The following is a 25,444-nucleotide window of genomic DNA, read 5'->3' on the forward strand; positions in this document are numbered from 1 at the left end:
CCTTGAAAATCCTCGTCATCGGCTCCGGCGGCCGTGAACATGCCCTGGCCTGGAAGATCGCGCAGTCCGCGCGCGTGCGCGAGGTGCTGGTGGCACCGGGCAATGCCGGCACCGCCACCGAAGCCAAATGCCGCAATGTCGCGATCAAGGTCAATGATCTGGACGGCCTGCTCGCGCTGGCGCAGCGCGAAGCCGTCGCGCTGACCGTGGTCGGCCCGGAAGTGCCGCTGGTGCTGGGCGTGGTCGACCGCTTCCATGCCGCCGGCCTGCGCATCTTCGGCCCCACCGCCAAGGCCGCGCAGCTGGAAGGCAGCAAGGCCTTCGCCAAGGATTTCCTCGCCCGCCACGGCATTCCCACCGCGTATTACGCCGTGCACACCGAAGTCGACGCCGCGCTGGCGTATGTGCGCGAGAAAGGCGCGCCGATCGTGGTCAAGGCCGATGGCCTGGCTGCCGGCAAGGGCGTGATCGTGGCGATGACCCTGGCCGAGGCCGAAGACGCGGTGCGCGACATGCTCTCGGGCAATGCGTTCGGCGATGCCGGCGCACGCGTGGTCATCGAAGAATTCCTCGACGGCGAAGAGGCCAGCTTCATCTCCATGGTCGATGGCAAACACGCCTTGCCGATGGCCACCAGCCAGGACCACAAGCGCGTCGGCGACGGCGACACCGGCCCCAATACCGGCGGCATGGGCGCCTACTCGCCGGCGCCGGTGGTCACGCCCGAGGTGCATGCGCGGGTCATGCGCGAGGTGGTCGAGCCGACCGTGCAGGGCATGATCGCCGATGGCGTGCCGTTCACCGGTTTTCTGTATGCCGGGCTGATGATCGACGCGCACGGCGCGCCGAAGGTGATCGAATTCAACGTGCGTTTCGGCGACCCGGAAACCCAGCCGGTAATGCTGCGCCTGCAGTCGGATCTGGTCGATCTGCTCGACGCGGCCATCGACGGCAAGCTCGATGGCGCGCACGCGCAGTGGGACCCGCGCCCGTCGCTGGGCGTGGTCATCGCCGCCAAGCCTTACCCGGACACACCGGTCACCGGTGAGGTCATCACCGGGCTTGACGCGGTGCCGGCCAGCGCCAAGGTTTTCCACGCCGGCACTGCGCTGAATGCCGCCGGCGAGGTGATCAGCGCCGGTGGCCGCGTGCTGTGCGTTGCGGCGCTCGGCGACAGCGTGCAGGACGCCCAGCGCAACGCCTATGCTGGCCTCAAGCCGATCCACTGGCCCAACGCCTTCCAGCGCAGCGACATCGGCTGGCGGGCCATCGCCCGCGAGCAGGCGGCGCAGGGCTAAGCGCCTCGCGCCTGCAACCACCGCGTTGCGCGCTGTCGCCACGCGGTGGTTGCAGGTTCCTGCGCACCACCAGGCATCCTGCCGATACCGGCGCGGGCCACCTGCGGCGCCTGGCACCGTGCGGCTACTGACAAAGAACTAGCCGCCATCCACACCGGCGGCGCGTGGCTGCGGCAATAATGCCCGGGCTCCCTGCCTTGTAGAGACTGTGGCCACTCCCTCCTTCGAAACCCGTTTAAGCCGCTTGTGGGCCCATGAAAAGGCCAGCTATGGCCTGCGTGTGTTCATCGCGCTGGCGGTGGCGATGGGCGTGTGCTGGCACTGGCAACAGCTCACTGCGGTGCCGGCGCTGTTTCTGGGCGCGATCGCCAGCGCCATTGCCGAAACCGACGACAACTGGCTGGGCCGCATCAAATCGGTGCTGCTCTCGCTGCTGTGTTTCGCCGCCGCCGCCGCCGCAGTGGTGGTGCTGTTTCCGTATCCGCTGCCGTTCGTGCTGGGCATGGCGTTGGCTACGTTCTCGCTGACCCTGCTCGGCGCACTGGGCGAGCGCTATGCCTCGATCGCGCAGGCCACGGTGGCCCTGTCGATCTACGCCATGATCGGCATGGACCAGCATGGCAGCCGCGATCCGCTGGTCGCCTGGCACGGCGCGGCGCTGCTGCTGATCGGCGCCACCTGGTACGGCGTGCTGTCGATCCTGTGGACCATCCTGTTCGCCAATCGCCCGGTGCGCGAGCGGCTGTCGCGGCTGTTCTTCGAGTTGGGCCGCTACCTCAAGCTCAAGGCCGATCTGTTCGAACCGGTGCGCCAGAGCGACCTGCATGCACGCCGGCTGGCCTTGGCCGAACAAAACGCCAAGGTCGTCGGCGCGCTCAATGCGGCCAAGACCGCGATCATGAGCCGCTTCGGCCGCTCGGGGCGGCCGGGCGTGCAATCGGGCCTGTATTTCCGGCTGTATTACATGGCGCAGGACTTCCACGAGCGCGCCAGCTCCTCGCACTATCCCTACGAGGCGCTCACCGACGCGTTCTTCCACAGCGACGTGCTGTATCGCTGCCAGCGCTTGCTCGCCCTGCAAGGCAAGGCGTGCGCGGCGTTGGGCGAGGCGATTCGCCTGCGCCAACCATTCGATTACGGCGACAGCAGCCGCCTGGCCACCGAAGACCTGCGCCAATCGCTGGATTATCTGCACGCGCGCGCCGACCCCGCACTGGCCCGCCTGCTCGGCGCGCTGGAGCTGCTGGTGACCAATCTGCAGAGCATCGAACGCAGGTTGTCGGAAGCGGCGCAATCCGATTCCACCAGCGACAACCTCGACACCCGGCTACGCGATTCCTCGCCGCACACCTTGCGCGAAATGGGCGCGCGGCTGGTGCAGCAACTCACGCCCGGCTCGGTGCTGTTCCGCCATGGCCTGCGCATGGCCATCGCGCTGCTGGTGGGCTACGCCATCATGCAATCCATCCACGCCGACAACGGGTACTGGATCCTGCTCACCACCGCATTCGTGTGCCGGCCCAACTACGGCGCCACGCGCCTGCGGCTGGTGCAGCGCATTGCCGGCACCTTGATCGGCCTGGTCGCCACCTGGGCGCTGATGCAGCTGTTCCCCACCACCGAAGTGCAGCTGCTGCTGGCGCTGGCCGGCGCGCTGGTGTTCTTCATCACCCGCACCGATCGCTACATGCTGGCCACCGCCGGCATCACGGTGATGGCGCTGTTCTGCTTCAACCTGCTGGGCGATGGCTTCGTGCTGATCTGGCCGCGCCTGATCGACACCCTGATCGGTTGCGCGATTGCCGCGGCCGCCTCGTTCCTGATCCTGCCCGACTGGCAGGGCCGCCGGCTGAACCAGGTGATGGCCACGGTGCTCGCCAGCTGCGCGCGTTATCTGGCCCAGGTGCTGGAGCAGTACGCCAGCGGCAAGCGCGACGACCTGCCCTACCGCATTGCGCGCCGCGACATGCACAACGCCGATGCTGCCTTGTCGGTGGCCTTATCCAACATGCTGCGCGAACCCGGCCGCTATCGGCGCAATCTAGATGCGGGCTTTCGCTTCCTGGCGCTGTCCAACACCTTGCTCGGCTATCTGTCGGCACTGGGCGCGCACCGCGCCGCACTGGAGGGCGAACACGACGCCACCATCGCGCAAGCCGGCGAATATCTGCAGCGCGCACTGAGCGAGATCGCCAGCGCCCTTGGCCAACGCCAACCGCTGCCGGCGCACGACGAAAGCGAAGAACTGGCCACCGCCGAAGCGCTGGAACACCATCCGGTGCAACTACCGCCCAAGCAACGCCTGGTGCGCGACCAACTGGCATTGACGCTGCGCCTGCTGCCCAAGCTCCGCGCTGCAGCGCTGGCGGTGACAACGGCGCCGGCGGAGAACACGCCGCGTCTGGCGGCCAGCAAGACCTAGCCGCCAGCGGTCGACAGGCATGGGCGCCGCGCCGTACATGCAGCCTCGATGCGGTAAGCGATGTCGAACACGGCCATGCCGCGTATTCGCCACTGCGTGCAACCGCTGCGTCGTCGCCCCACCGGCCACGCTCACTTCCACTGCCTGCGCGCCACGCTCAGCCCCACCCAACCCAGTGCCGCTGCAGCCAGTACCGCGCCGCCGATCACCACACCCATCCACCCGGCCTGCGCATACGCGGCCGTGCCCAACGTCGACCCCACGGCACCACCGATGAAATAGCAGGTGATGTAGGCCGAGGTGATGCGATTGCGCGCCGCCGGGTTGCGCTGATAGATCACGCTCTGGTTGGCGATATGCACGCCCTGCACTGCGATATCCAGCAGCAGCACGCCGACGATCAGCAGCCCGATCGACTGCGGCGCAAACGCGAGCAAGCCCCACGACAGCAGCAACATCGCCAGCCCGCCCCAGCTCACGCGGTCGCCATGGCCGTGATCGGACCAATGCCCGGAACGATTGGCCGCCAGTGCACCGGCCGCACCGATCAGGCCGAACAAGCCGATCACCGCAGTGCCATAGCCATAACTCGGCCCGGACAACAAAAACGCCAGCGTGGTCCAGAACATGCTGAATCCTGCAAAGATCAGCCCGCCCAGCACCGCGCGCGAACGCAGCACCGCATCGTCGCGCAGCAGCGCCAGCACCGAGCCCACCAACTGCGGATACGCCAGTTGCGCGTTGCCGGGATGGCGCGGCAGCCCGCGCCACAACAGCCCGGCGGTGAGCAACAACGCGACCGAGGCGATCCAGTACACCGTATGCCAGCCGCCGACACCGGCCAGCACGCCGGCCGCGGTGCGCGCCAGCAAGATCCCCAGCAGCAACCCGCTCATCACCGTGCCGATCACCCGGCCACGCTCGTGGGGCGCCGCCAGCGTGGCGGCGAACGGCACCAGGATCTGCGCCGCCACCGAGCTGGCGCCGGTCACGATGGTGCCGACCAGCAACATCGCAAAACTGTGCGAACTGGCGCTCACCAGCAGCCCGAGCGCGCTCAGCACGAACAGGCCCACGATCAGGCCGCGGCGCTCCAGCCGGTCGCCAAGCGGCACCAGCAACAGCAACCCTGCCGCGTAAGCCAGCTGCGCCGCGGTGACCACCGCACCGGCACTGCGCACCTGGATGCCGAACGCCTGCGCCAGCGTTTCCAGCAGAGGCTGGGCGTAGTAATTGCTCGCCACCGCCAACCCGGTGGCGGCAGCCATCAGCAGCACCAGGCGACGGGGCAAGGGCGGGTGGGAGGTGGGCTCGGTCTGCATGGCTGCTGCCTGGTCAAGGAATGTGCACAGTGTGGGCAGCCGACACGCATCTTTCCAATGTATTGTTTTCACCGTCGCCATCTTTTTTCGAGATTGCATGCTGACCTTGCGCCAACTGGAATTTGCCATTGCCGTGGCCGAAGAAGGCGGCTTCACCGCTGCTGCGCGCCGCTGCAACACCGTGCAATCGGCGCTCAGCCACCAGGTCGCCAAGATCGAAGAGACCTTCGGCGCACGCCTGTTCGAACGCGGCATCCGCCAGGTGCGGCCCACCGCCGCCGGCGAGGTGTTCCTGCACAACGCCCGCCAGACCCTGCGCGCTGCCGAGCGCCTGCACGAGGAAATGGCGCAGGCCCTGGGTACCGTGCGCGGGCGGCTGGCGTTGGGGCAGATTTCCTCGCTCACCACCGTGCAACTGCCGGCGTTGCTACAGCAGTTCCGCAGCGCGCATGCGCGGGTGGACGTGCATCTGCGCACCGCCATGAGCGAGGCCTTGCTGCACGATCTGGGCGAAGGCCGGCTGGATGTCGCCCTGGTGGGGGTCGGCCCGCAGCTTGCGGTGCCGGCGCAGCGCCTGCTGCTGCATGAAGAGGCCTTGGCCTTGATCGTGGCACCGGGCCACCGCTTTGCCGCACGCAAACGGGTGGCACTGGCCGAGCTGGACGACGAACCGATGGCCGGGCTGGTTCCCGGTGCCGGCGTGCGCGGCATCATCGATGCTGCGTTTGCGCACGGGGGCCTGCGGCAACGCCAGCAGTACGAAGTCACCCACGCCGATCTGGTGCGCGAACTGGTCGCCGCCAACCTGGGCGTGGGCATCGTCCCGCAGACCATGGCCGGGGCCATGCACGGCGTGGTCACGGTGGCCTTGAAGGAGCGTTACCGCTTTCTGACCTACGCGGTGTGGCGGCCCGATCCCAGCCCGGCCGCACGCGCCTTCGTGGCCTTGCTGCGCGCCCAGCTCGCGCAACGCAGGCCGCCGGCACGTAGAAGCCGCTGAACGCAGCCGCCATCCACCAGCACGCCGTGGAAGCCTGCTAGGCTGCGCGCGTTCGCAAAGGAAACTGCATGTCCGGTCACAGTCAGTTCGCCCTGCTCAGGCAGCGCCGCTTCTTGCCGTTCTTCGCTGTCCAGGCGCTGGGCGCGTTCAACGACAACGTCTATCGGCAGGCCATCATCGGCCTGCTGTTCTATCTCGGCATCGATGCCGCCCAGCGCACGCTGTATACGAACCTGGCGCCGGCATTGTTCATCCTGCCGTACTTCCTGTTCTCCGCGCTGGCCGGGCAGATCGCCGAGAAGCTGGAAAAGCAGAAGCTCATCGTGATCACCACCACGATGGAGATTGCGATCATGTCGCTGGCTGCCGTCGGCTTCATCACCGAGAACATGGTGATCCTGCTGATTGCGCTGTTCTGCACCGGCCTGCAGTCCACGCTGTTCGGGCCAGTGAAATATTCGATCCTGCCGTCGGTGCTGAAGCCGGAAGAACTCACCGGCGGCAACGGCCTGGTCGAGATGGGCACCTCGATCTCGATCCTGTGCGGCATGATCTTCGGCGGGCTGATCTTCCAGATCGCCGGCAGTCATGGGCCGGAGGCTGCCGCCACAGCGGTGATCGCAATTGCCGTTACCGGCAACCTGGTGGCGCGGCTGGTACCGCGCGTGGACGCCGGCGCGCCCGAGCTGAAGATCAACTGGAATCCCATTCCCGAATCGCGCGCCATCATGCGCCTGACCCGCCGCACGCTGGCGGTGCGCAACGCGGTGCTGGGCGTGTCGTGGTTCTGGTTCGTCGGCACCGTGCTGACCGCGCAGCTGCCCACCTATGCGCAGCTCAACCTGGGCGGCCAGCAGGACCTGTACGTGTTCGCGCTGGCGCTGTTTTCGATCGGCACCGGCGCCGGCTCGCTGCTGTGCGAACGCCTGTCTGGCCGCACCGTGGAAATCGGCCTGGTGCCGCTGGGCGCGTTCGGCATCAGCGCCTTCCTGCTGGACCTGTACTTCGCCCGGCCTGGCGCGGCGCCGGCCACCGGCCTGTCGATCGGCCAGTTCGTGCAGCAGCCCGGCAGCGTGCGGCTGATCATCGACCTGGTCGGCATCGGCCTGTTCACCGGCCTGTTCGTGGTGCCGTTGTTTGCGCTGATCCAGAGCCGCACGCCCAAGGCCGAGCTCTCGCGCGTGATCGCCGGGCTCAATATCCAGAACTCGTTGTTCATCGTGGCTGCGGCGGTCATCGGTATCGCGCTGCAGTTGCCGCAGGTGGTGCTGTTCGGGGTGCGGATTCCGCTGCCGGGCCTGAGCATTCCGCAAGTGTTCCTGGCGCTGGCGATCGCCAACACGCTGGTGGCACTGTGGATCTTCACCCTGGTGCCCGAATTCCTGATGCGCTTCCTCAGCTGGGTGCTGGTGAGCGTGTTGTACCGCCTGCGCGCGCGCAACATCGACGCGCACGTGCCCGACGAGGGTGCCGCCCTGCTGGTGTGCAACCACGTCAGCTACATGGACGCGCTGATCCTGTCGGCGGTGATCCCGCGTCCGGTGCGCTTTGTCATGTACTACAAGATCTTCCGCATCCCGGTCATGCGCTGGATCTTCCGCACCGCCAAGGCCATCCCGATCGCCGGCGCGCGCGAAGACCCCGCATTGATGCAGCAGGCCTTCGACCGCATCGATGCCGCATTGGCCGATGGCGAGCTGGTGTGCATCTTCCCCGAGGGCGCGTTGACCAAGGATGGCGAAATCGCCCCCTTCAAATCCGGCGTGGAAAAGGTTCTGCAGCGCCGCAACGTGCCGGTCATTCCGATGGCGCTGCGCGGCATGTGGTCGAGCATGTGGAGCCGGCGCGACACGCGCCTGGGCCGCATGCGGGTGCCGCGGCGGATGCGCGCGCAGATCGACGTGGTGGCAGGGGCAGCAGTGGCCGGCGATCAGGCCAGTGCCGCGCTGCTCGAACAACAGGTGCGCGCGCTGCGGCAGGATCAGCCCTGAGCCCGGCCGGTGCAGGCTTTGCGTCCATGGCGCGCCGCGAGTAGCCTGTGCGCCATTGCACGCTTTGCCGTCGCAGCCGCCAAGCGGACGCGGCCGGTCGTACCGGGGGGACGTCGTTGTGCTCAACATCATCGCGCCTGAGGCGTCTGCCGTAACCGGCGGGCGTGACGCATTCCAGCGGCTGGCTGTGCCGGCAGCGATGGGCATGCCACCGCGTTCGTTCGCTGCGCAGGCGTGGAGCGCCCGTTCGCTAGCGCGAGCAGCCCTCCGGCACCGCGCAACGCTACTCGCCGCTGCCGCGACCGAACGCGGGCCCCGGCTCCCACGCGCGCCAAAGCGCGCATGAGAGTCACTCGGCCGTCGTCAGCGCACACCGGGCGCATCGCCGCCGCGCATGGCGCCCGATAATCCACCCCACTCACCCATCAGTTCGCTGTTGTTTACCACCCAAGGAGCTTCACCATGAGTGCCATGCCACCGCCGATCCATCCCTCGTCCAGCGCCGCGCCCGGCCCGGTACCGAATCACCTGATCTGGGCGATCGTTTCCACCGTGCTGGGCTTTTGCCTGTGCTGCCCGGCGCTGATCTCCGGCATCGTGGCGATCGTGTTTTCCAGCAAGGTCAACGGCCTGCTCAACCAGGGCGACATCGACGGCGCACGTCGCGCCTCCAACACCGCCAAGACCTGGTGCATCGTGACCAGCGTGCTGGCCGCGATCGGCCTGCTGATCAACATCGGCATGGTGGCCACCGGCGGCATGCAGGGCTACATGGACTACATGCAGCAGTTGCAGCACATGCAGTAATGGAACTGCGTCCACGCCACTGGCTTGGACTGGGGGCGGCCACCAGCGTGGCCGCCCTTGGCGTGTCGTTGCTGTATCGCTTCGATCCGAATGCGGGCAACAGCCCGTTCCCGCCCTGCGTGTTCCGCGCCGTCACCGGCTGCTATTGCCCCGGCTGCGGCATGACCCGCGCACTGTATGCGCTGGTCCACTTCGACCTGCCCGGCGCCTTCGCAATGAATCCGGCCGCCGTGCTCGGCCTGTTCACCCTGCCCGGCCTGATCGCCTGGAAAGCCGGCTGGCGCGCACGCTGGTTTGCCCCGGTGGTGGCCGTGATGTCCGAACCGAAGTTCTGGTTATGGGCCTTGCCGATGTATTGGATCGCAAGGAATTTGCCGTGGTACCCGTTTACGCTGCTGGCGCCGGGTTAGACCGCAAACAAGCGCGATGCGCCGAGGTTCCCACGCGGACGCGCGCTACACATCCTTTCGCACGACATCATGCGCGGCGCTACCGCACCCATCCCGCAATCACCAACAACGCCAGCACCACCAACCACAGCAGCAGCACGCGCCACACCAGGCTCATCGCATCGCGGACTTCCGGCAGGCGGCGCCACACCGGTACCAGGCCCGAATCGGTGTAGTCGTGCGCTTCCTCGCGCAGCTCGGCGCTGACGCTGGCGCGCGCCACCGCGCCGAGAAAATGCGGCTCCAGCGACCAGCGATTGCCGTGCGCCTCGCGCCAGGCGCGGAACACCGTATCGAAGTTACCCACCAGCGCCATCGACATCGTCATCAACTGCGCCACCGGCCATTCCAGCACCGCCAGCAACCAGCGCGCGCCAGCCAGATTGCGGGGCGGCAGCAACACGGCCAGCGGGCTTTCCACCGCCAGCGCAGTGAGCCGATACAGCACCGCGCCGAACGGCCCCAGCAGCAGAAACCACCACAGCACCGCGAACCAGCGCCGCAGGCCGTTGACCACCACCGCTTCCACCAGCGATGGCGCATCTTCATGCACGCTGCCGCCGGCGGCCTGCAGGTGCGAAATGGCTTCGCGTCGCGTGTGCGGCTCGTCGGCGTCGATGACCGCTTCCACATCGCGATCCAGATCGCGCGGGCCCCAGGTCCAGGCCAGCACCGCCACGCCGAACAGCAAGTCCAGAAAACCGTGCCAGACATCGTCCAGCAGCCACTGCACCAGCAGCACCACCAGCGCCGGCAGCACCGCCAGCAGCACGCCATAGCGCCCTTGCCACGCACCGCGCCCGGCCGCGTAACCGTCCAGCCGGCGCAGCCATTGGCCGAACCAGGCGAAATTGCGCAGCCTGGCTACCTGCGCCGGTACCAGATGGCCCAGCGTGAGCGCGACGACGACGGCAACCAAGGTGGTGAACATGGGCAGGCCTCCTCAGCCGAGTCTAGCCGAGCGGACGCGAGCGCCGCTGCAACACTGCAAAAGCCGGCCTGGCTCAGCCATGCGCACGATGCCAATGCTCGATCAACGCACGCGCAATGGAAATGCGCGGCGGCAACCCGATGTCGCCCTCGCCGGCCAGCGCAGCGCTGACCTGCGCATGGCTGACCCAGCGCGCGTCTTCCAGCTCACCGGTGACCTGCGGCACCTCGGTCGCTGCGGCACGCGCGGTGAAGCCCAGCATCAGCGCGCCCGGGAAGGGCCACGGCTGCGCGCCCAGGTAGCGGCAGTCCTGTACATGCACGCGGGTTTCCTCGAACACCTCGCGCGCCACGGTCTGCTCTAGCGACTCGCCCGGTTCGACGAACCCGGCAATCACCGAATAACGTCCTGGGGCCCAGCTAGCCTGGCGACCAAGCAGCAAGCGCGCTCCATCGCTGACCGCCACGATGATGGCCGGGTCCACGCGCGGGTAATGCTCGGTCTGGCATTGCGTGCAGTGCGCGATGAAGCCGGCGCGCCGGAACGCGATCGCACCGCCGCAGACACCGCAAAAGCGCGTGCGCGATTGCCAGTGCAACATGGCGCGTGCATAGGCGAAGGCGGTAGCGATCTCGGCAGGCCAGTCGGCGGCGGCCTGGCGCAGATCGATCCGCTGCGGCGCCTGCACCGCGACAATGTCGGCCGGCACACAAAACCAGCCCACCGCATCGCGCAGACCCAGGAAGATCGCAGCCTCCGGCCCGTCGCCCAGTTCGGCGCCATCCAGCAACAATGGCTGGCCATCGGCATCGGCCAGCGCCGCGCCTTTGGCGTCGATCAACAGCACACGGCCCTGCGGCCACAGACGCGCCAGGGCGTCGGGATCGTCACGCAACATATCGCCGCGATCGAGCGGCGCGTGGGTGAAGGCAAAACCGGAAGATGAAAAAAGAGACTCTGACATCGGCGCAAGCCTGCCGATAATCGGCAGCGCCTGCAACCATCGTACGCACTCGACCGAGCGTGCCTGCGGTGCGTGTTCAGACGCGGGCGCCGCCCGCGCTGGCCACCGGCTTGGGACGCGGTTCACGCCTGGTCGCGCGGCCCCCATCACGGGACCGCGCGCAGGCGCGGCCATGCAAGCGCACGCACGTTCGCCAGTGGTCACGGCAGTGCACTGCACCGGCTGCAGTGAAGAACGGTGCAGGTGCGGGCTTGGGATACGCCCGCACCTGCAAACCCTTCGGCAGGGTCAAGCAACGAGCGCTGTATCAGCGCTGCTTGTCCAACAGCTGATGCCGCACCGCCACGATGCACGGCTCGTTCGTCAACAGATGGGCGAAGGCCGAGTTGTCGCTGGAGTTGCCGGTGCCGATATCCACCAACGCCACCTGGTTGCTGCCACGCCGCTTGAAGCTGGCGATGGCGGTCTGCGCGTTCTTGAGCGGAATGGTGGCATCGTTGGACGAACCGCACAGCAAGGTCGGAGTTTGCGGCGTCCACGCCAGCAGATCGTTGCGCGCCAGATCCTGGCGGAACGGGTTGGCGGGGTTGCTGGCAAAGTCGCGGTAGAAGCCAGGCTGGAAATACGCCTTGATTTGATCGATGCCTGGCAAGGTGTCGCCGAGAAACAGATCGGTCAGGCTTTGCTTGCCCGGGAACAACGGCTCCACCTTGGCAGTCCACGGCTCCTGAAACACCTGTCCGGGCTCCAGATAGATGTTCTTGTAGGTGTGCTGCATCGCGACGATGGCATAGCTGCCCAGAATGATGCCGAAGCTGCTTTCGCCTACCGCATTGCTGCCGCTCCAGCTGTCCAAAAATGTCTGCTGCAGCGCGTAAGGCCCGGAGATCGGCGCACTGGCCACCAGATGGAATTCCTTGGACAGATGCGTCTCTATCTCACGCTGGGTGGCCATCGCCGTGTGGCCGCCCTGCGAATAACCCGACAGCATCACCTTGCCCGACAGCGGCGTGTTCAAGCGCTGCAACACACTGCGCGCCGCACGCATCGCATCGATGGTCGCACTCGCCTCGGTCGCGCTGTGCAAATACGGGTGATAACCGTAGTTGGACTTCCCGAGCCCCAGATAATCACTGCTGACCACGACATACCCCTGGCTGGCCAGGCGCGTGACCAGTGGGTCGTTGCCCTTGGCATCGCGGATGTCCTTGGCCTGCTCCTCAGTGCGAACCGTTCTGGTCGGACGTCCCCAGCCGAGCAACGGATACGGCCCTACGCACCGCTCGCCATCCGGAACCAGCAGCACGCCAGATGCGGTTGCAGGTTCGCCTTCGACACCGACGGTTGCATAGGTGAATTCGGCGACACGGACGTTGCATTTGGGCTGTTCGGCCTGCGGCTCGGAGGCCAGCATCGCGCCGATCGCATCACGGCTGTAGCTGGTCAGGAAATTGCTGGTAAGCAAGGTACCGCGCGCGGGCGCGGCCTGCGCGGCGGGTGCAAGCACTGCGCTGGCGATGCCCAACATGGCCGCCAGGCCAAATGCCGATCGGGAGTTGATCTGCAACATGAAGTGATGCTCTCTTGGGGAAGGACGGAACAGACGCGCAGCAATCAGCCGACACCCGGATCGGTGCCGGTGCCCGATCCAGGTGCGGAACGAGCGGGAACGGTCACTGCACCACGGCGTGGAATCGACACAAGGCATGGCCTGCGCATCAGCACGGTGTTGCACACGACTGCGGTGGATCAGCGTGGACAAGCGGCAATGCCTGGAGAAAACGCGCATATCGTGGCGCCAGCGGTAAGCACGCACGCAGTATGGTCATCCGGATCTGCGCACCATCGCGCACGCACGAAGCTGGCGCGCGCGCCGCGAAACCTGCAGCGCAGAAAGTGGCGTGGCGCGTTACGCACGCGTGCAGATCGCCCGCCTTGCGGGCGCAGCCCAAGCAATCGGGTGCGTGCCCGGCGATCGACCGCCAGCGACTCGCTGCATTCCTGCCGTCGTGCTGAAGCACCCTGCAGCGCCGCGCAGGACGCAGGCATTTTCAACTACGCACGTGGCTCGCAACGACGCGCGCGGTTCGCTCGTCTCCACGTGGCGCACAGCGCTGTCATCGTCTTGAAGCATTGCCGCAGTCATTGGGCAACGTGGAAGCACTCACACGCATGCCTGACCAGTGGCGGCCATGTACGCACTGCGCAGCTCGGGTTGGCCGCCTCATCGTGATGGCGGCCGGCGGTCGCCCGACGAACTGCAGCCGCACAACAAGCGATGCACCACCCTCATCACAGCGCGCACTGCAAGGCGAGCGAGGCATACCGGCCAGTCCCGCCACCTGCAACGCCCACCTCATCGCGAGCCGGTCAACATCTCACGCAAACAGCGCGCAGCCCTGCCGCGATCGATCACACGTTCGGCAATCGCCTTGGCATCAACGCAGGTGCCTGCAGGAATAGGCGCTACGCGCCAGCAATTCGCATTTGCCCAGATACGTCGAACGATCCGCATCTATCCAGAGGCAATCAGACGCTGAAGCTGCTTCCGCACCCGCAGGTGGTCTTCGCATTGGGATTGCGGATGACGAACTGGGCGCCGGTCAGGCTTTCGGTGTAATCCACCTCGGCGCCCATCAGGTATTGCAGGCTCAGGGGATCCACCAGCAGCGTCACGCCATCGGTGGCCACGGCCAGATCGTCCTCGGCGCGGTTCTCGTCGAACTCGAAACCGTACTGGAAACCGGAACACCCTCCGCCCTGGATGTACACGCGCAATGCCAGGTCGGCGTTGCCTTCTTCCTGGATCAGCTCGCGCACCTTGGCGGCAGCGGCCACGGAGAAGTTCAGTGGCCGGTCGATGGACTGGTAGTCCGGCGCCGGGGCGACAGTAGGAAGCGAAACGAGCGTACTCATGGCGCCAGCATGGGGGCCAGACGGTCCTACTTCAAGCCAGGCCGCCGCATCGGCTGCCGCGGCATTCACCGCGCATGCCGCACTCAGGCGTCGGCGGTTTCGGCCTGCAACGCCGTGGCCGGCTCGGCACGGCCGGCTTCCGGCGCCGGCAGCGCCGCGGTTGCACCGGCCGTCGCGGCATGGATCAGCCGCCCGGTGAGCTGCGCGCCGGCGCTCATTTCCACCACCTGGTAGTGCACATTGCCCTGCACGCGCGCATTGGCGGCCAGTTCGACCCGCTCGGCCGCATGCACATCGCCGGTCAGCTGGCCGTTGATGATCACCACCGGCGCACGCACCTCGCCTTCGATGCTGCCCTGCTCGGCCACCGTGAGGGTCGCGCTGGCGCCGTCTTCGGCGATCACCTTGCCCAGGATGCGGCCTTCCACATACAGCCCGCCGCTGAACATCAGGTCGCCGCGGATGACCACCTGCGGCCCGATCAAGGTATCGACCACGGTCTGCGCACCACGGTTGGACTTGTTTCCGAACATGAGCTACTCCCCCGCGCCATTGCCGGCGACTTTCCAATCGAATGTCTGACTGACCGGCGCCCCATCGCCGCTCAGGGAGATTTTGACACGTTGCGGGGTGAAATCCTTCGGCAGGATCACGCTACCGTCCAGCTGCTGGAAATAGCGGAACGAGTACGGCTGCCCGGCGGCATCGGGCTTCTGGTGCAATTCGTTCCAGCTCACCGTCACCAGCTTGCCGGCGCGCACGCCTTCCACCGCAAAGTGCAGCTGGCCCTGGCTGATCGCGCCGCGGTTGAGGTTCTGGGTCAGCACCACGCTGTAATTCCAGGTGCCGCCGGCTTCGGCAGTGAATTGCACCGAGTGCGCGTTGAGCCCCTTGCGCTGCGCGGTGGAGCCCACCAGCCGCTCGTAGAACGCCACGTCGGCGCGCAGCGCGGCGATCTGCTCGTCGCGCTCGGCCAGCGAGGCCTGCACTTCGGTATTGGCTGCGCGGCTGATCTTGTCGGACATCGCCAGATTGACCTGGCGCTGCTGCAACTGCTCGATCTGCCGACGTTGCTGGGCCTGGCTGCGTTGCGCCTGCTGCAGCGCTGCCTCGGCCTTCACCAGCCGCGGTGCAGCCGTGCGCGTGGCCATCCACCACACCCCGCCCAGCGAAGCCAGCCACACGATGGCCAGCAGCAGCCACAACCAGCGGCGACCGGGCCGGCCGCCGCCGGAGGCACGTTGGACGATCTGCACGCGTGCGGCTGGTCTCATAGGCATCGGGTCCGGACGGGCCGGCGCAATCATGGGCGGCGTAGTGTGCCAGAGCCCAGACAATGGTCGCGCTGGCGTTGGACCGGCGGTTATCCCAAAGTTCTGCGATAGTTCTGCAATTGTTTGCAGGGAACCACGCCATGAGCGAAGCGCATCTGTTCGTGATCGGCATCCTGCTGGCCTGGCTGGCCGGCATCCGGGTCTATCTCACCGTGTTCGGCGTCGGCCTGGCCGGCCTGCTGGGCTGGATCGACTTGCCGCCGGCGCTGCATCCGGCGCAGTCGTGGTGGGTCCTGGGCACCTCCGGCGCGCTGGCAGTGGCCGAGTTCTTCGCCGACAAGATCCCGGGGGTGGATTCGGGCTGGGACCTGCTACAGACGCTGGCCCGCGTGCCCGCCGGCGCCTTCCTGGCCGCGGCAACGCTCTCGCCCGACGGCGACCTGGGCGCGGGCGCCCTGGCGGCCGGTGCCGGCGTGGCGCTGACCAGCCACACGCTCAAGGCCGGCACGCGCGCATTGCTCAACACCTCGCCCGAACCGGCCAGCAACTGGATCGCCTCGCTGGCCGAGGACACCATCGCCACCACGGCCTTGGCACTGGCACTGGCGCACCCCTGGCTGGCACTGGGTTTGGCGGTGGGCTCCAGCCTGCTGGCGGGGCTGGTGGTGTGGTGGGTCTGGCGATTGCTGTGGCGGGGAATGCGTCGGCTGGTTGCGCCGATGCGCCCCGCCGCTACGCCAACTGCACGCAGCTCCCCGCTACCGTGAAGTTCATCGCATAATCACAGCGACTGTAGGGAGTATCGATGGCCGCCCGAGATCCGGTTTCTTCCACCACACGTGACGACACCGCCACGCGTAATCGTCCACTTCGCGCCGAGACGCCGCCGGCCGACCACTGGCGTCGCTGGGCCGATGAGGTTGCGTCGCCGGTCGACACCGCTGTGCCGGTGAGCGCGGCGATCATTCCTGCGCCTGCCGCTGCAGCGGTGCCCAGCCCGGCCGCGGCCGTGTCGGCGCCGCGCGCGTCGGCGGCCAGCGGCAGCGCGCGTGCTGCCGCAGCATCGGCGCCCACGGCGTTACCCACATCGGCAGCGGCCACCGCGCCGCACGACGGCGAGGACAATGTCGCCGCCGATGCGCCGTACCGCGTCCTCATCGTCGAGGACGACCGCTCGCAGGCCTTGTTTGCGCAGAGCGTGCTGCACGGCGCCGGCATGCATGCGCAGGTCGAAATGACCGCCGCCAGCGTGCCGCAAGCGATCCAGGACTATCACCCGGATCTGATCCTGATGGATCTGCACATGCCCGAGCTGGACGGCATCCGCCTGACCACGCTGATCCGCCAGCAGCCCGGTCAGCAGTTGCTGCCGATCGTGTTCCTGACCGGCGACCCGGACCCGGAGCGCCAGTTCGAAGTGCTCGACAGCGGCGCCGACGACTTCCTCACCAAGCCGATCCGCCCGCGCCACCTGATCGCTGCGGTGTCCAACCGCATCCGGCGCGCACGCCAACAGGCGCTGCAGCAAGCCGGCGAACAGGTCAGCGCGCGCAGCAATCCGGAAACCGGCCTGCCCACCCGCGGCCACGTGATGGACCTGCTCGCCGATGCGCTGAAGCGCAAGCAGTCCGGCGGCCTGTTCTTCATCGAGATCGCCAGCGCGCTCGGCCTGCGCGAGCGCTACGGCTATGCCGCCTACGAGCGCCTGATGACCCAGGCCGGGCACCGCCTGGCCAGCGCCGCCCAGCCCTACCCGCTGGCGCGCCTGAACGACAACAGCTTCCTGCTGCTGGCCATCGACATGCCCGAAGCCAGCCTGGAACAGCAGGCATTGGAGATCCGCCAGCGGCTGTCTGCCAACGCCTTCCCGGTGCGCGAAGAAGAATCCGTGCACGTGCGCTGCGCCATCGGCGTGGCACCGCTGGGCGTGGGCTTCGACGACACCGGTAGCGCGCTGGAAGCGGTCGAACGCACCGCGCTGCAGGCACGCCTGCGCAGCGACGGCGTGCAGACCTACCTGGCGCCCAGCCAGGCCGAACAGCAGGAACAACTGCGGCTGGTCGAAGGCCAGCTCGAACTGGCCTATCAGCCGATCGTGGCCGTGGCCGGCGGCGACACCGCGCAGTACCAGGTACTGCTGCGGCTGCGCCAGGCTGACGGCACCTTGCTCTCGGCAGGCCAGGTCATTCCTGCCGCAGAAGCCGCCGGGCGCATCGCCGATCTGGACCAGCAGGTCATGGACCACGCGCTGGGCCTGCTGCACCTGTACCAGCACGCCAGCCCGCCGCTGCGCCTGTTCGTCTCGCAATCGCCGCGCACGCTGGCCCGCGACGCCTTCGCCGACTGGCTGCTCAAGGCGCTGGTCGAACGTGGCGTGGCCGGCCAGTCGCTGATCGTGGATCTGCGCCTGGACGATGCATTGATCCATGCCGTCACCGTGCAGCAGTTCTGCGCCAAGTTGATGCCGGCCGGCGTGCAGTTCTGCCTCAGCCAGTTCGAACCCGGCGACGAGGCCAACGCACTGCTGGCCCAGCTGCCGCTGAGCTTCGTGCGCATGGCCAACCGCTTCGCCGATGCGCACGGCAACGCGGCGGTGCGCGACGAACTGCGCGGCGTCATCGACATCGCCCACCAGCGCGGCCTGCTGATCATCGGCCAACGCATCGAAGATCCGCAGGCTGCGGCTGCGATGTGGATGAGCGGCGTGGATTTCATCCAGGGCAACCTGGTGCAGACGGTCGGCAAGGAACTGGACTTCGACTTCACGAGCGCGGTGCTCTGAGTGAGAGAGCGGGCAGCAGGTCTTCGCGCCTGGAGCATCTTGGCAGTGCTGGCCGCGCTGGCGGCCGCACTCGGCGCAGGCCTGCAATGGTCGTCGCTGCAAGGCCCCTGGCGCGCCGTCAGCGCGGTGTCGGCAGTACTGGCGGTGGTCTGCGGGCTGTGCGCCGCACTTGCGGCCCACCGGGCTGCCCAGGCGCAGCATGCGTTGGCACAGCGCCTGGAAGAGGCCGACCTGGCCCGCGAACGCTTGCAGCAGGAACTGCGGCGCCACGGCGAACTCGAACAGGAACTGTTGCGCGCCAAGCAGGCCGCCGAGGCCGCCACCCTGGCCAAGGGCGAATTCCTGGCCACCATGAGTCACGAGATCCGCACCCCGCTCAACGGCATCATTCCGATGCTGGAGCTGATCTCCAGTGGCCAGCTCAGCGTTGACCAGCGCGACATGCTGCAGACCGCCACCGGCAGCTCGCTGCAGCTGCTGCGCATCGTCGACGACATCCTCGATTACTCCAAGCTCGAGGCCAACAAGCTCGAACTGGAAATCACCACCTTCAACCTACGCGAGCTGCTCGACGGCGTCATCCAGTTGCTGCAGCGCACCGCCGAAGGCCGCCAGCTGCGCCTGAGCCTGGATATCGAACCGTCGGTACGGCTGCTGGTGCGCGGCGACCCGATCCGCCTGCGCCAGGTGCTGGGCAACCTGATCGGCAACGCCATCAAGTTCACCGAACGCGGCAGCGTCGACATCCAGCTGCGCCGCCTGGGCGAAACGCGCGCCCAGCACCTGCTGCGCTTCCAGGTGCGCGACACCGGCATCGGCATCGCCCCGGACCAGCAGGCACGCCTGTTCCGCTCCTTCGCACAAGCCGATGCCTCCACCACGCGGCTGTACGGCGGCACCGGCCTGGGGCTGGCGATCTGCAAGCGCATCATCGACCTGATGGGCGGCCGCATCGGGGTGGAATCCGAACCCGGGCGCGGCTCCACCTTCTGGTTCGAAATCCCGCTGCTCAAGGTCATCGGCGACCTCCAGCAGGCCACCGGCGCCGATGCCGCACGGGTGATGGTGATCAGCTCCGATGCGCGCCTGTCGCAACGCCTCAAGCGCCTGCTCGACAGCTGGGGGGTGTCGCACGTGCTCATGGAAACCACCCAGGAAGCGCTCGAACGCGTGCGCCGGCACAACGACAGCGAGGGCTTCCGCTGCGTCATCGCCGACCACGACACGTTGCGCTACAGCGCGCGCGCGGTGCACCGCGCGCTCGCCCGCCCGGAAAACGCCAACAGCGCGCGGCTGATCTGGCTGTACGGCGAAGAACCGGTGCCGGCCGAACTGCAGGATCACGCCACCCTGGTGCCGCGCCAGAGCCCGGACGAAACCCTGCGCGCCCTGGTGCTGCCGCCCGAACCCAAGCCCGCCCACGTCACCACGCTGGCCTCGGCGATGATCCCCGAGCCATTGCCGCCGCCGATGGCCAATGCGCGCGAGGTGCGCATCCTGCTGGTCGAAGACAACCCGGTGAACCTGCTGGTCGCGCAGAAGCTGCTGGCCGTGCTTGGCTTCGAGGCCGACACCGCCACCGACGGTGAAGCCGCACTGGCCAGCATGGAATCCACCCGCTACGACATGGTCTTCATGGATTGCCAGATGCCGGTGCTGGATGGCTATGCCGCCACCCGCCGCTGGCGCGCGATGGAAACCGAGAGCGGCGGCCGCCCGATTCCGATCGTGGCCATGACCGCCAACGCCATGGCCGGCGATCGCGAACGCTGCCTGGCCGCCGGCATGGACGACTATCTGTCCAAGCCGGTCGCACGCGAACAGCTCGACGCCTGTCTGCAGCGCTGGCTGCCGCGTCAGGCGCTGCTGCCCGGCCCAAGCAGCGCCGGCCAGGCGACCCACGACCCCGAAAGCGCCAGCGCCGCTGCCCAGGCACGCGCACTGCCGATCCTGGACAACAACGTCATCGACGAGCTGTACGAAGTGGCCGGCGCGGACACCATCACCATCCTGCAGCTGTTCCTGGAAGACGCACCGCTGATCATCGAGCAACTGGAAGCGGCCGCCGCCAACCGCGACAGCATGCAGCTGCGCGACCTCGCCCACACCCTCAAGTCCTCCAGCGCCAACGTCGGTGCGCAGGCGGTTTCCAACGCGGCCCGGCGCATCGAACTGGCCGCCCGCACCGGCACCATCGAACGCCCCTCGGTCATGGTCGCCCTGGTCATCGCCGAATACGCCCGCGCCCGCCTGGCGCTGCTAGGCCAGGTCGCCCGCCTGCAAGCCGCCGCCAGCACCACAAATCAGTAGTCGCATCAGCGCTGCCGAAGCAGCAGCAGACGCCTGGCGCCGCGACCTGCATCGAACTGCTGAGGGATGCCATCTCGGCCGCGAACACGCTCGGGCACAGCCGCCCTGACCACGAACGTTATTCGGCCATTGCCCTGACAGCGCGGTGAGCGGCCCAGGATCCTGGTCCCGGAAGGACACCAGAGCCCCTCTCCTGCGGGAGAGGGGTTGGGGCGAGGGGACGGGGGCGAAGCTACGCACGCTCATCCGGCAACCGATTTGTGAAGGAAAATCATCAGCGACCCATCGCTGAAACACCGACCGGCAGAACTACAGCGCACTCGTAAATTCAAGACCAAAACAAGACAACCTCGACCAAATGCGCGTTCAGTCGTCCAGCTTGGTCAGCAGGTAATTGGGCTCGCCGATGCGCGCCACCAGGTCCAGCTGGGTTTCCAGCCAGTCGATGTGCTCTTCTTCGGACTCCAGGATGTCCACCAGCAACTGGCGGCTCACGTAGTCCTTGACGGTCTCCGCATACGCCACCGCCTCGCGCAGCACGACAACCGCCTCGCGCTCCAGGGTCAGATCGCAGCGGAACATCTCGGTCGGGTTCTCGCCGATGCGCAGCTTGCCCAAGGCCTGGAAATTGGGCAGTCCTTCGAGAAACAGAATGCGGTCGGACAGCTTGTCCGCATGCTTCATTTCGTCGATGGATTCCTTGTACTCATGCTCGGCCAGTTCTTTCAGGCCCCAGTTCTTCAGCATCTTGGCGTGCAGGAAGTACTGGTTGATCGCAGTGAGTTCGTTGTAGAGCACCTTGTTGAGGTACTCGATGACCTTGGTATCGCCCTTCATGCGATGTCTCCGAGACAGTGAGCCGGCCGCACTCTAGCGCGTTGGCGCGGCACATGAAGGAACGCGAATCGTGATCAGTTGCGGGACGCGTCGCGCGTCGCGGGCAGCTACCAGCTGCAATCGCGGATCAGGCGTGGAACCGGCCGCAGTCTTGTGCCGGCTATCAACGGGCGACCACTTCACCGCAGGTAGCGCCAGCGAGGCAGGAATGGAACTGGCATTCGCGGCGCGGGCCGGCAGATGCATCTGGCATCAGGTACCGCGCGGGAATCCCGGAACAGCCATTGCCGGGACATCGGCTCCGAGCGCCTGCCTCAGGCAGCGCTAGCCAGCCCCAGGAGCGGCAACGGCAATGCGCGGGTGGCATGTGCCTGGTTCAACAGATCGCCCGCCATCTCCAGGCATGAGCCGCAATTGGAGCCACAGCCCGTACGCATGGTCAGTTCGGCAAGGCTGGCGCAGCCATTCTCGGCCGCTTCGCGGATCTGGTGGTCGGTGACCCCATTACAGATGCAGACGTACACAGTATCGGTCGGGTGTTGGCGATCCGGAAAGGACCGGCGCTGATTGCACCGCAAACGAGAATAGGTGTCAATTCCATCCGTTAATCATTATTAATCCGCATCGCGCGAGCCCCGCTGCGCTTGCGTGGCCGCTTGCGTGGGCTGTCGTGCCCCGCCGCGCTGCTGCCCGGCAGCCACGCCTCCAGCGCACGTTGGGGCATCGCACCGACTGCCGCCGGGCCGGCTAGGCTTTGCGCAAGCGGCGCCAGATGACGCAGCGCGCGCGCATAGACGCCACGCTTGAACATCACCACGTGCTCGACCGGATACCAGAAATCCACCCAGCGCCAGTGGTCGAACTCCGGGGTGTCGGTATGGTCGAGCTTGAGATGGGATTCGTCGCCGGTGAACTGCAGCAGGAACCAGACCTGCTTCTGCCCGATACACACCTGCCGCTCATTGCGGCGCACGGCCCTGCTGGGCAGCCGATAGCGTAGCCAGCCAGGCGTGGCGCCGAGCAATTCCACATGCTCGGGCAACAACCCGGTTTCTTCGCGCAACTCGCGGTACATGGCTTCAACGGGTGTCTCATCGGTGTTCATGCCACCCTGCGGGAACTGCCAGCCGTCCCTGCGCACGCGTCGTGCCCAGAACACCTGACCGTCCTGCCGCATCAGCACAATGCCGACGTTTGGCCGGAAACCGTCCGGATCGATCACGATGCGGACTCCTGAAAATCTACTGCCACCGACTCTGCCACGGCGACGCCCGGCTCACAAGCTGAAAACGAAATGCTTGACAACAGCACGACGCATCGTGAGAATTGCCGCCTCCCTAGGCTATGTAGCTCAGCCGGTTAGAGCACAGCACTCATAATGCTGGGGTCGGTGGTTCGAGTCCACCCATAGCCACCAAGGTGTTCACGCCGTCACCGGCATGCAATAATCTTGGGCCAACACGTTTTATTGCCCCGTCGCCAAGCGGTAAGGCACCTGACTCTGACTCAGGCATTCGGTGGTTCGAATCCATCCGGGGCAGCCAAACACAAAAGGTCCGATCGAAAGATCGGGCCTTTTGTGTTGCCCGGCGTCCGGCGGCAACGCATGGCGCATCTGCGTTCATGCATATCGCATTCGGCCTCCAGGACGATCCTGGCCACGCGCTCGTACAGGGCACATACCAGGACCCAAAACGACAAAAGCCCGGCGTGGCCGGGCTCTTGAAGCAGGCATCCCGGCGAACCGGGATGCACCAAACACAATGGATCAGCGCTTGGAGAACTGGGTGGCGCGACGGGCCTTGTGCAGACCGACCTTTTTACGCTCGACTTCGCGAGCGTCACGGGTCATGAAGCCAGCCTTGCGCAGCTCGGACTTCAGGGTTTCGTCGTACTCGACCAGCGCACGGGCGATGCCCAGACGGATCGCACCGGCCTGGCCGGTGGTGCCGCCGCCGGAGGCAGTGACCATGATGTCGAAGCTTTCGGTGTTCTTGGTCAGTTCCAGCGGCTGGCGCACGATCATGCGCGCAGTCTCACGACCAAAGAATTCGTCCAGCGGACGATCGTTGACGGTGATGTTGCCGGTGCCCTTGCGCAGGAACACGCGAGCGGTGGAGGACTTGCGGCGGCCAGTGCCGTAGTTTTGCGTGATAGCCATGATTAGATATCCAGAACTTGCGGCTGCTGGGCGGCGTGCGGATGCTCGGCACCCGAATAGACCTTGAGCTTGCGGTACATGGTGCGACCCAGTGGGCCCTTCGGCAGCATGCCCTTGACGGCGATTTCGATCACGCGCTCCGGGTGGCGCTGCAGCGCCTGCTCCAGGCTCTCGGTCTTCAAGTTACCGATGTAGCCGGTGAAGCGGTGATACTTCTTGTCTTTCAGCTTGTTGCCCGTGACGACGATCTTCTCGGCGTTGATCACCACCAGGTAATCGCCAGTATCGACGTGAGGGGTATAAACCGGCTTGTGCTTGCCGCGCAGGCGGCGGGCCAGTTCGGTGGACAGACGGCCGAGCGTCTTGCCGGCGGCGTCAACGAGATACCAGTCGCGCTGGACGGTCTCGGACTTGGCGGTGAACGTAGTCATGAGAAAACTCTTGAGTGGTCGGGCGGATTGCAGCGGCCGATGACCACTGGAACTTTGCCACGCGTTGTGAAGGCGAAACAGAAGAGCCGGGATTGTACGGGACGTTCGGCGGCTGCGCAAGTTGCAGCAACAACTGCGCCATGGCGGTTGGCAGCACGGCGGAGCGGGGCCAGAATCGCCGTATGACCCAGATCTCCCCCACCCGCCTGCATAGCCCGCTCGACCGGCTGCTGGTCGAAGCCCAGCGCGCGCTGGACACCGTCTTCGGCAATCCGCCGGCCGAGCGTCCCAATCCCGCCGCCGACACGCCCGACGTCGTCCTGGACCCGGAGCAGCGTCGTCATGCGGCCGGCCTGATGCGCATCAACCATGTTGGCGAGGTGTGCGCGCAAGGCCTGTATTTCGGCCAGGCCGCCGTCGCCCGCGACGCACACACCCAGCACCACCTGCTGGAAGCTGCCCAGGAAGAAACGGATCACCTGGCCTGGTGCGCCGACCGCCTGCACGAGCTGGACAGCCGCCCCAGCCTGTTCAACCCCGTGTGGTACGCCGGCAGCTACGCGCTCGGCGCGCTGGCCGGGCTGCGCGGCGACGACTGGAGCCTGGGATTCGTGGTCGAGACCGAACGCCAGGTCGAAGCGCACCTGGACGAGCATCTGGAAACCCTGCCCCAGAACGACCAACGCAGCCGCGCCATCCTGCGCGTGATGAAGATCGACGAGGCCCGCCATGCCGACCAGGCCGAGCAGGCTGGCGCCCGCCCGCTCCCGGCTCCGATCCCAAGCGCGATGGCCCTGGCCTCCAAGCTGATGAAGACGGTTGCTTACCGCCTCTAGTTGGGAATTGGAAATTGGGAATCGGGGACTGGGGACTGACGACCAGAATCTAGCCCGTACCCGAGTACACCCGACACGGCGATCAACCGCTGGCCGGCACACCACTGAAGCACAGCCCCCCCTTGTTGAGGGGGGGCGCGCCTAAGGCGTGGGGATAGGCAGCCTCTGAGTCGGGGTCCCAAGGTTTGCGCCGCAAACCTGGGGCTGTGCCCGCATTGCGCGTGCAGCTACGGCCGAATGCGCGGGGATAGGCAGCCTCCAGTCGGAGCCCAGCGTTTGCGCAGCAAACGCTGGAGGACTGACTACCCGACCAGCTTCAGCCCGATCACGCCGGCCACGATCAGACCGATGCATGCCAATCGCGACCACGAGGCGCTATCGCCAAATAGCGCGATACCGGCAATGGTCACGCCCAGAGCGCCGATGCCGGTCCAGATCGCATAGCCGGTGCCGACCGGAATGGTCTTCAGCGCCTGCGTCAGAAACCACAGGCTGATGCCGGCAAGGCCGATTGTCAGCACGGTCGGCCACAGGCGAGTGAACCCGTCGCTGTATTTCAGTCCCATGGCAAAGCCGATCTCGAACAGGCCGGCCAGCAACAGATAGATCCAGGGCATTGCAGTACTCCTCACAGAAAAAACGGACAAAAAAAAAGCGACCCAGTGTCTGCACACTGGGCCGCCGTCGGCTGTGGAACGCGAGGTCGTCGCGTG

General features: G+C 66.6%; 23 protein-coding genes and 2 tRNA genes. 12 read left to right on the forward strand and 13 right to left on the reverse strand.

Going from position 1 to position 25,444, the window contains the following annotated elements; genetic code table 11:
- The first annotated feature begins 2 nt into the window (after window positions 1-2).
- Complete coding sequence (purD, locus tag LN450_RS07145) at window positions 3-1,298, forward strand: phosphoribosylamine--glycine ligase (protein WP_011346194.1); 1,296 nt, start codon at window positions 3-5, stop codon at window positions 1,296-1,298.
- A 208-nt stretch (window positions 1,299-1,506) separates the two neighbouring features.
- Window positions 1,507-3,720 (forward strand): YccS family putative transporter, encoded by a 2,214-nt coding sequence (gene yccS / locus LN450_RS07150; RefSeq protein ID WP_011346193.1) that lies wholly within the window; start codon window positions 1,507-1,509, stop codon window positions 3,718-3,720.
- A 131-nt stretch (window positions 3,721-3,851) separates the two neighbouring features.
- On the opposite strand, the gene LN450_RS07155 is transcribed toward yccS, so the two are convergent.
- On the reverse strand, window positions 3,852-5,042 hold the full coding sequence (locus tag LN450_RS07155) for an MFS transporter (RefSeq protein ID WP_008574013.1): 1,191 nt from the start codon (window positions 5,040-5,042) through the stop codon (window positions 3,852-3,854).
- A 97-nt stretch (window positions 5,043-5,139) separates the two neighbouring features.
- Here LN450_RS07155 and LN450_RS07160 point away from each other — a divergent pair, with 97 nt between their 5' ends.
- From LN450_RS07160 to LN450_RS07175, 4 genes are all read left to right on the forward strand, one after another.
- A complete protein-coding gene (locus tag LN450_RS07160) occupies window positions 5,140-6,042 on the forward strand; it encodes a LysR family transcriptional regulator (RefSeq protein WP_014089204.1) in 903 nt (300 codons plus the stop codon).
- A gap of 68 nt (window positions 6,043-6,110) precedes the next feature.
- Window positions 6,111-8,033 (forward strand): MFS transporter, encoded by a 1,923-nt coding sequence (locus LN450_RS07165; RefSeq protein WP_008574011.1) that lies wholly within the window; start codon window positions 6,111-6,113, stop codon window positions 8,031-8,033.
- Between the two features lie 462 nt (window positions 8,034-8,495).
- On the forward strand, window positions 8,496-8,840 hold the full coding sequence (locus tag LN450_RS07170; RefSeq protein WP_005920117.1) for a CD225/dispanin family protein: 345 nt from the start codon (window positions 8,496-8,498) through the stop codon (window positions 8,838-8,840).
- Window positions 8,840-9,250 carry a DUF2752 domain-containing protein gene (locus LN450_RS07175; RefSeq protein ID WP_008574010.1) on the forward strand — a complete coding sequence of 137 codons (411 nt, stop codon included), beginning with the start codon at window positions 8,840-8,842 and terminating at the stop codon, window positions 9,248-9,250. The genes LN450_RS07170 and LN450_RS07175 overlap by 1 nt, the downstream gene beginning before the upstream one ends.
- Before the next feature lie 79 nt (window positions 9,251-9,329).
- On the opposite strand, the gene ampE is transcribed toward LN450_RS07175, so the two are convergent.
- From ampE to LN450_RS07205, 6 genes are all read right to left on the reverse strand, one after another.
- Window positions 9,330-10,220 carry a regulatory signaling modulator protein AmpE gene (gene ampE, locus LN450_RS07180; RefSeq protein ID WP_011346190.1) on the reverse strand — a complete coding sequence of 297 codons (891 nt, stop codon included), beginning with the start codon at window positions 10,218-10,220 and terminating at the stop codon, window positions 9,330-9,332.
- Window positions 10,221-10,293: 73 nt separating this feature from the next.
- The gene (gene nudC / locus LN450_RS07185; protein WP_014089201.1) at window positions 10,294-11,184 is read right to left on the reverse strand and encodes an NAD(+) diphosphatase; all 891 of its coding nucleotides are present in this window, start codon (window positions 11,182-11,184) and stop codon (window positions 10,294-10,296) included.
- Window positions 11,185-11,491: 307 nt separating this feature from the next.
- Window positions 11,492-12,754 (reverse strand): lipase family protein, encoded by a 1,263-nt coding sequence (locus tag LN450_RS07190; RefSeq protein WP_011346188.1) that lies wholly within the window; start codon window positions 12,752-12,754, stop codon window positions 11,492-11,494.
- Between the two features lie 959 nt (window positions 12,755-13,713).
- The gene (gene erpA, locus LN450_RS07195; protein WP_008574005.1) at window positions 13,714-14,100 is read right to left on the reverse strand and encodes an iron-sulfur cluster insertion protein ErpA; all 387 of its coding nucleotides are present in this window, start codon (window positions 14,098-14,100) and stop codon (window positions 13,714-13,716) included.
- Between the two features lie 83 nt (window positions 14,101-14,183).
- A complete protein-coding gene (locus LN450_RS07200) occupies window positions 14,184-14,633 on the reverse strand; it encodes a bactofilin family protein (protein ID WP_008574004.1) in 450 nt (149 codons plus the stop codon).
- A gap of 3 nt (window positions 14,634-14,636) precedes the next feature.
- Window positions 14,637-15,374, reverse strand: coding sequence for a DUF6776 family protein (locus tag LN450_RS07205; protein WP_039419152.1), 738 nt, complete (start codon window positions 15,372-15,374; stop codon window positions 14,637-14,639).
- Between the two features lie 140 nt (window positions 15,375-15,514).
- Here LN450_RS07205 and LN450_RS07210 point away from each other — a divergent pair, with 140 nt between their 5' ends.
- From LN450_RS07210 to LN450_RS07220, 3 genes are read left to right on the forward strand one after another with little or no spacing between them, the layout of a single operon-like run.
- A complete protein-coding gene (locus LN450_RS07210; protein ID WP_011346185.1) occupies window positions 15,515-16,141 on the forward strand; it encodes a DUF4126 domain-containing protein in 627 nt (208 codons plus the stop codon).
- Between the two features lie 38 nt (window positions 16,142-16,179).
- On the forward strand, window positions 16,180-18,156 hold the full coding sequence (locus tag LN450_RS07215) for an EAL domain-containing protein (RefSeq protein WP_041855018.1): 1,977 nt from the start codon (window positions 16,180-16,182) through the stop codon (window positions 18,154-18,156).
- A gap of 39 nt (window positions 18,157-18,195) precedes the next feature.
- A complete protein-coding gene (locus LN450_RS07220; RefSeq protein WP_041855017.1) occupies window positions 18,196-20,466 on the forward strand; it encodes an ATP-binding protein in 2,271 nt (756 codons plus the stop codon).
- Window positions 20,467-20,832: 366 nt separating this feature from the next.
- On the opposite strand, the gene bfr is transcribed toward LN450_RS07220, so the two are convergent.
- The 3 genes from bfr to LN450_RS07235 form a co-directional block, all read right to left on the reverse strand.
- Complete coding sequence (gene bfr, locus LN450_RS07225; protein WP_003483093.1) at window positions 20,833-21,303, reverse strand: bacterioferritin; 471 nt, start codon at window positions 21,301-21,303, stop codon at window positions 20,833-20,835.
- Window positions 21,304-21,617: 314 nt separating this feature from the next.
- Entirely contained in the window at window positions 21,618-21,827 is a 210-nt protein-coding gene (locus tag LN450_RS07230) for a (2Fe-2S)-binding protein (RefSeq protein ID WP_008575600.1), read from the reverse strand.
- Window positions 21,828-21,907: 80 nt separating this feature from the next.
- Window positions 21,908-22,525 (reverse strand): RNA pyrophosphohydrolase, encoded by a 618-nt coding sequence (locus LN450_RS07235; protein ID WP_011346181.1) that lies wholly within the window; start codon window positions 22,523-22,525, stop codon window positions 21,908-21,910.
- Window positions 22,526-22,643: 118 nt separating this feature from the next.
- On the opposite strand from LN450_RS07235, the gene LN450_RS07240 reads away from it, so the two are divergent.
- Window positions 22,644-22,720, forward strand: a tRNA-Met gene (locus LN450_RS07240).
- A 52-nt stretch (window positions 22,721-22,772) separates the two neighbouring features.
- A tRNA-Gln gene (locus LN450_RS07245) sits at window positions 22,773-22,847 on the forward strand.
- Window positions 22,848-23,071: 224 nt separating this feature from the next.
- On the opposite strand, the gene rpsI is transcribed toward LN450_RS07245, so the two are convergent.
- Window positions 23,072-23,464, reverse strand: a complete 393-nt coding sequence (gene rpsI / locus LN450_RS07250) for a 30S ribosomal protein S9 (protein WP_003483085.1) — start codon at window positions 23,462-23,464, stop codon at window positions 23,072-23,074.
- A 2-nt stretch (window positions 23,465-23,466) separates the two neighbouring features.
- Window positions 23,467-23,895, reverse strand: coding sequence for a 50S ribosomal protein L13 (gene rplM / locus LN450_RS07255; RefSeq protein WP_003483082.1), 429 nt, complete (start codon window positions 23,893-23,895; stop codon window positions 23,467-23,469).
- Between the two features lie 182 nt (window positions 23,896-24,077).
- On the opposite strand from rplM, the gene coq7 reads away from it, so the two are divergent.
- Window positions 24,078-24,731, forward strand: a complete 654-nt coding sequence (coq7, locus tag LN450_RS07260) for a 2-polyprenyl-3-methyl-6-methoxy-1,4-benzoquinone monooxygenase (protein ID WP_031420846.1) — start codon at window positions 24,078-24,080, stop codon at window positions 24,729-24,731.
- Between the two features lie 302 nt (window positions 24,732-25,033).
- Here coq7 and LN450_RS07265 read toward each other — a convergent pair whose 3' ends face one another.
- Entirely contained in the window at window positions 25,034-25,348 is a 315-nt protein-coding gene (locus LN450_RS07265) for a DMT family transporter (protein ID WP_003483069.1), read from the reverse strand.
- Between the last annotated feature and the right edge of the window lie 96 nt (window positions 25,349-25,444).

Origin of the sequence: Xanthomonas euvesicatoria pv. euvesicatoria, from assembly GCF_020880415.1 — a bacterium.
Classification (GTDB): Bacteria; Pseudomonadota; Gammaproteobacteria; order Xanthomonadales; family Xanthomonadaceae; genus Xanthomonas; species Xanthomonas euvesicatoria.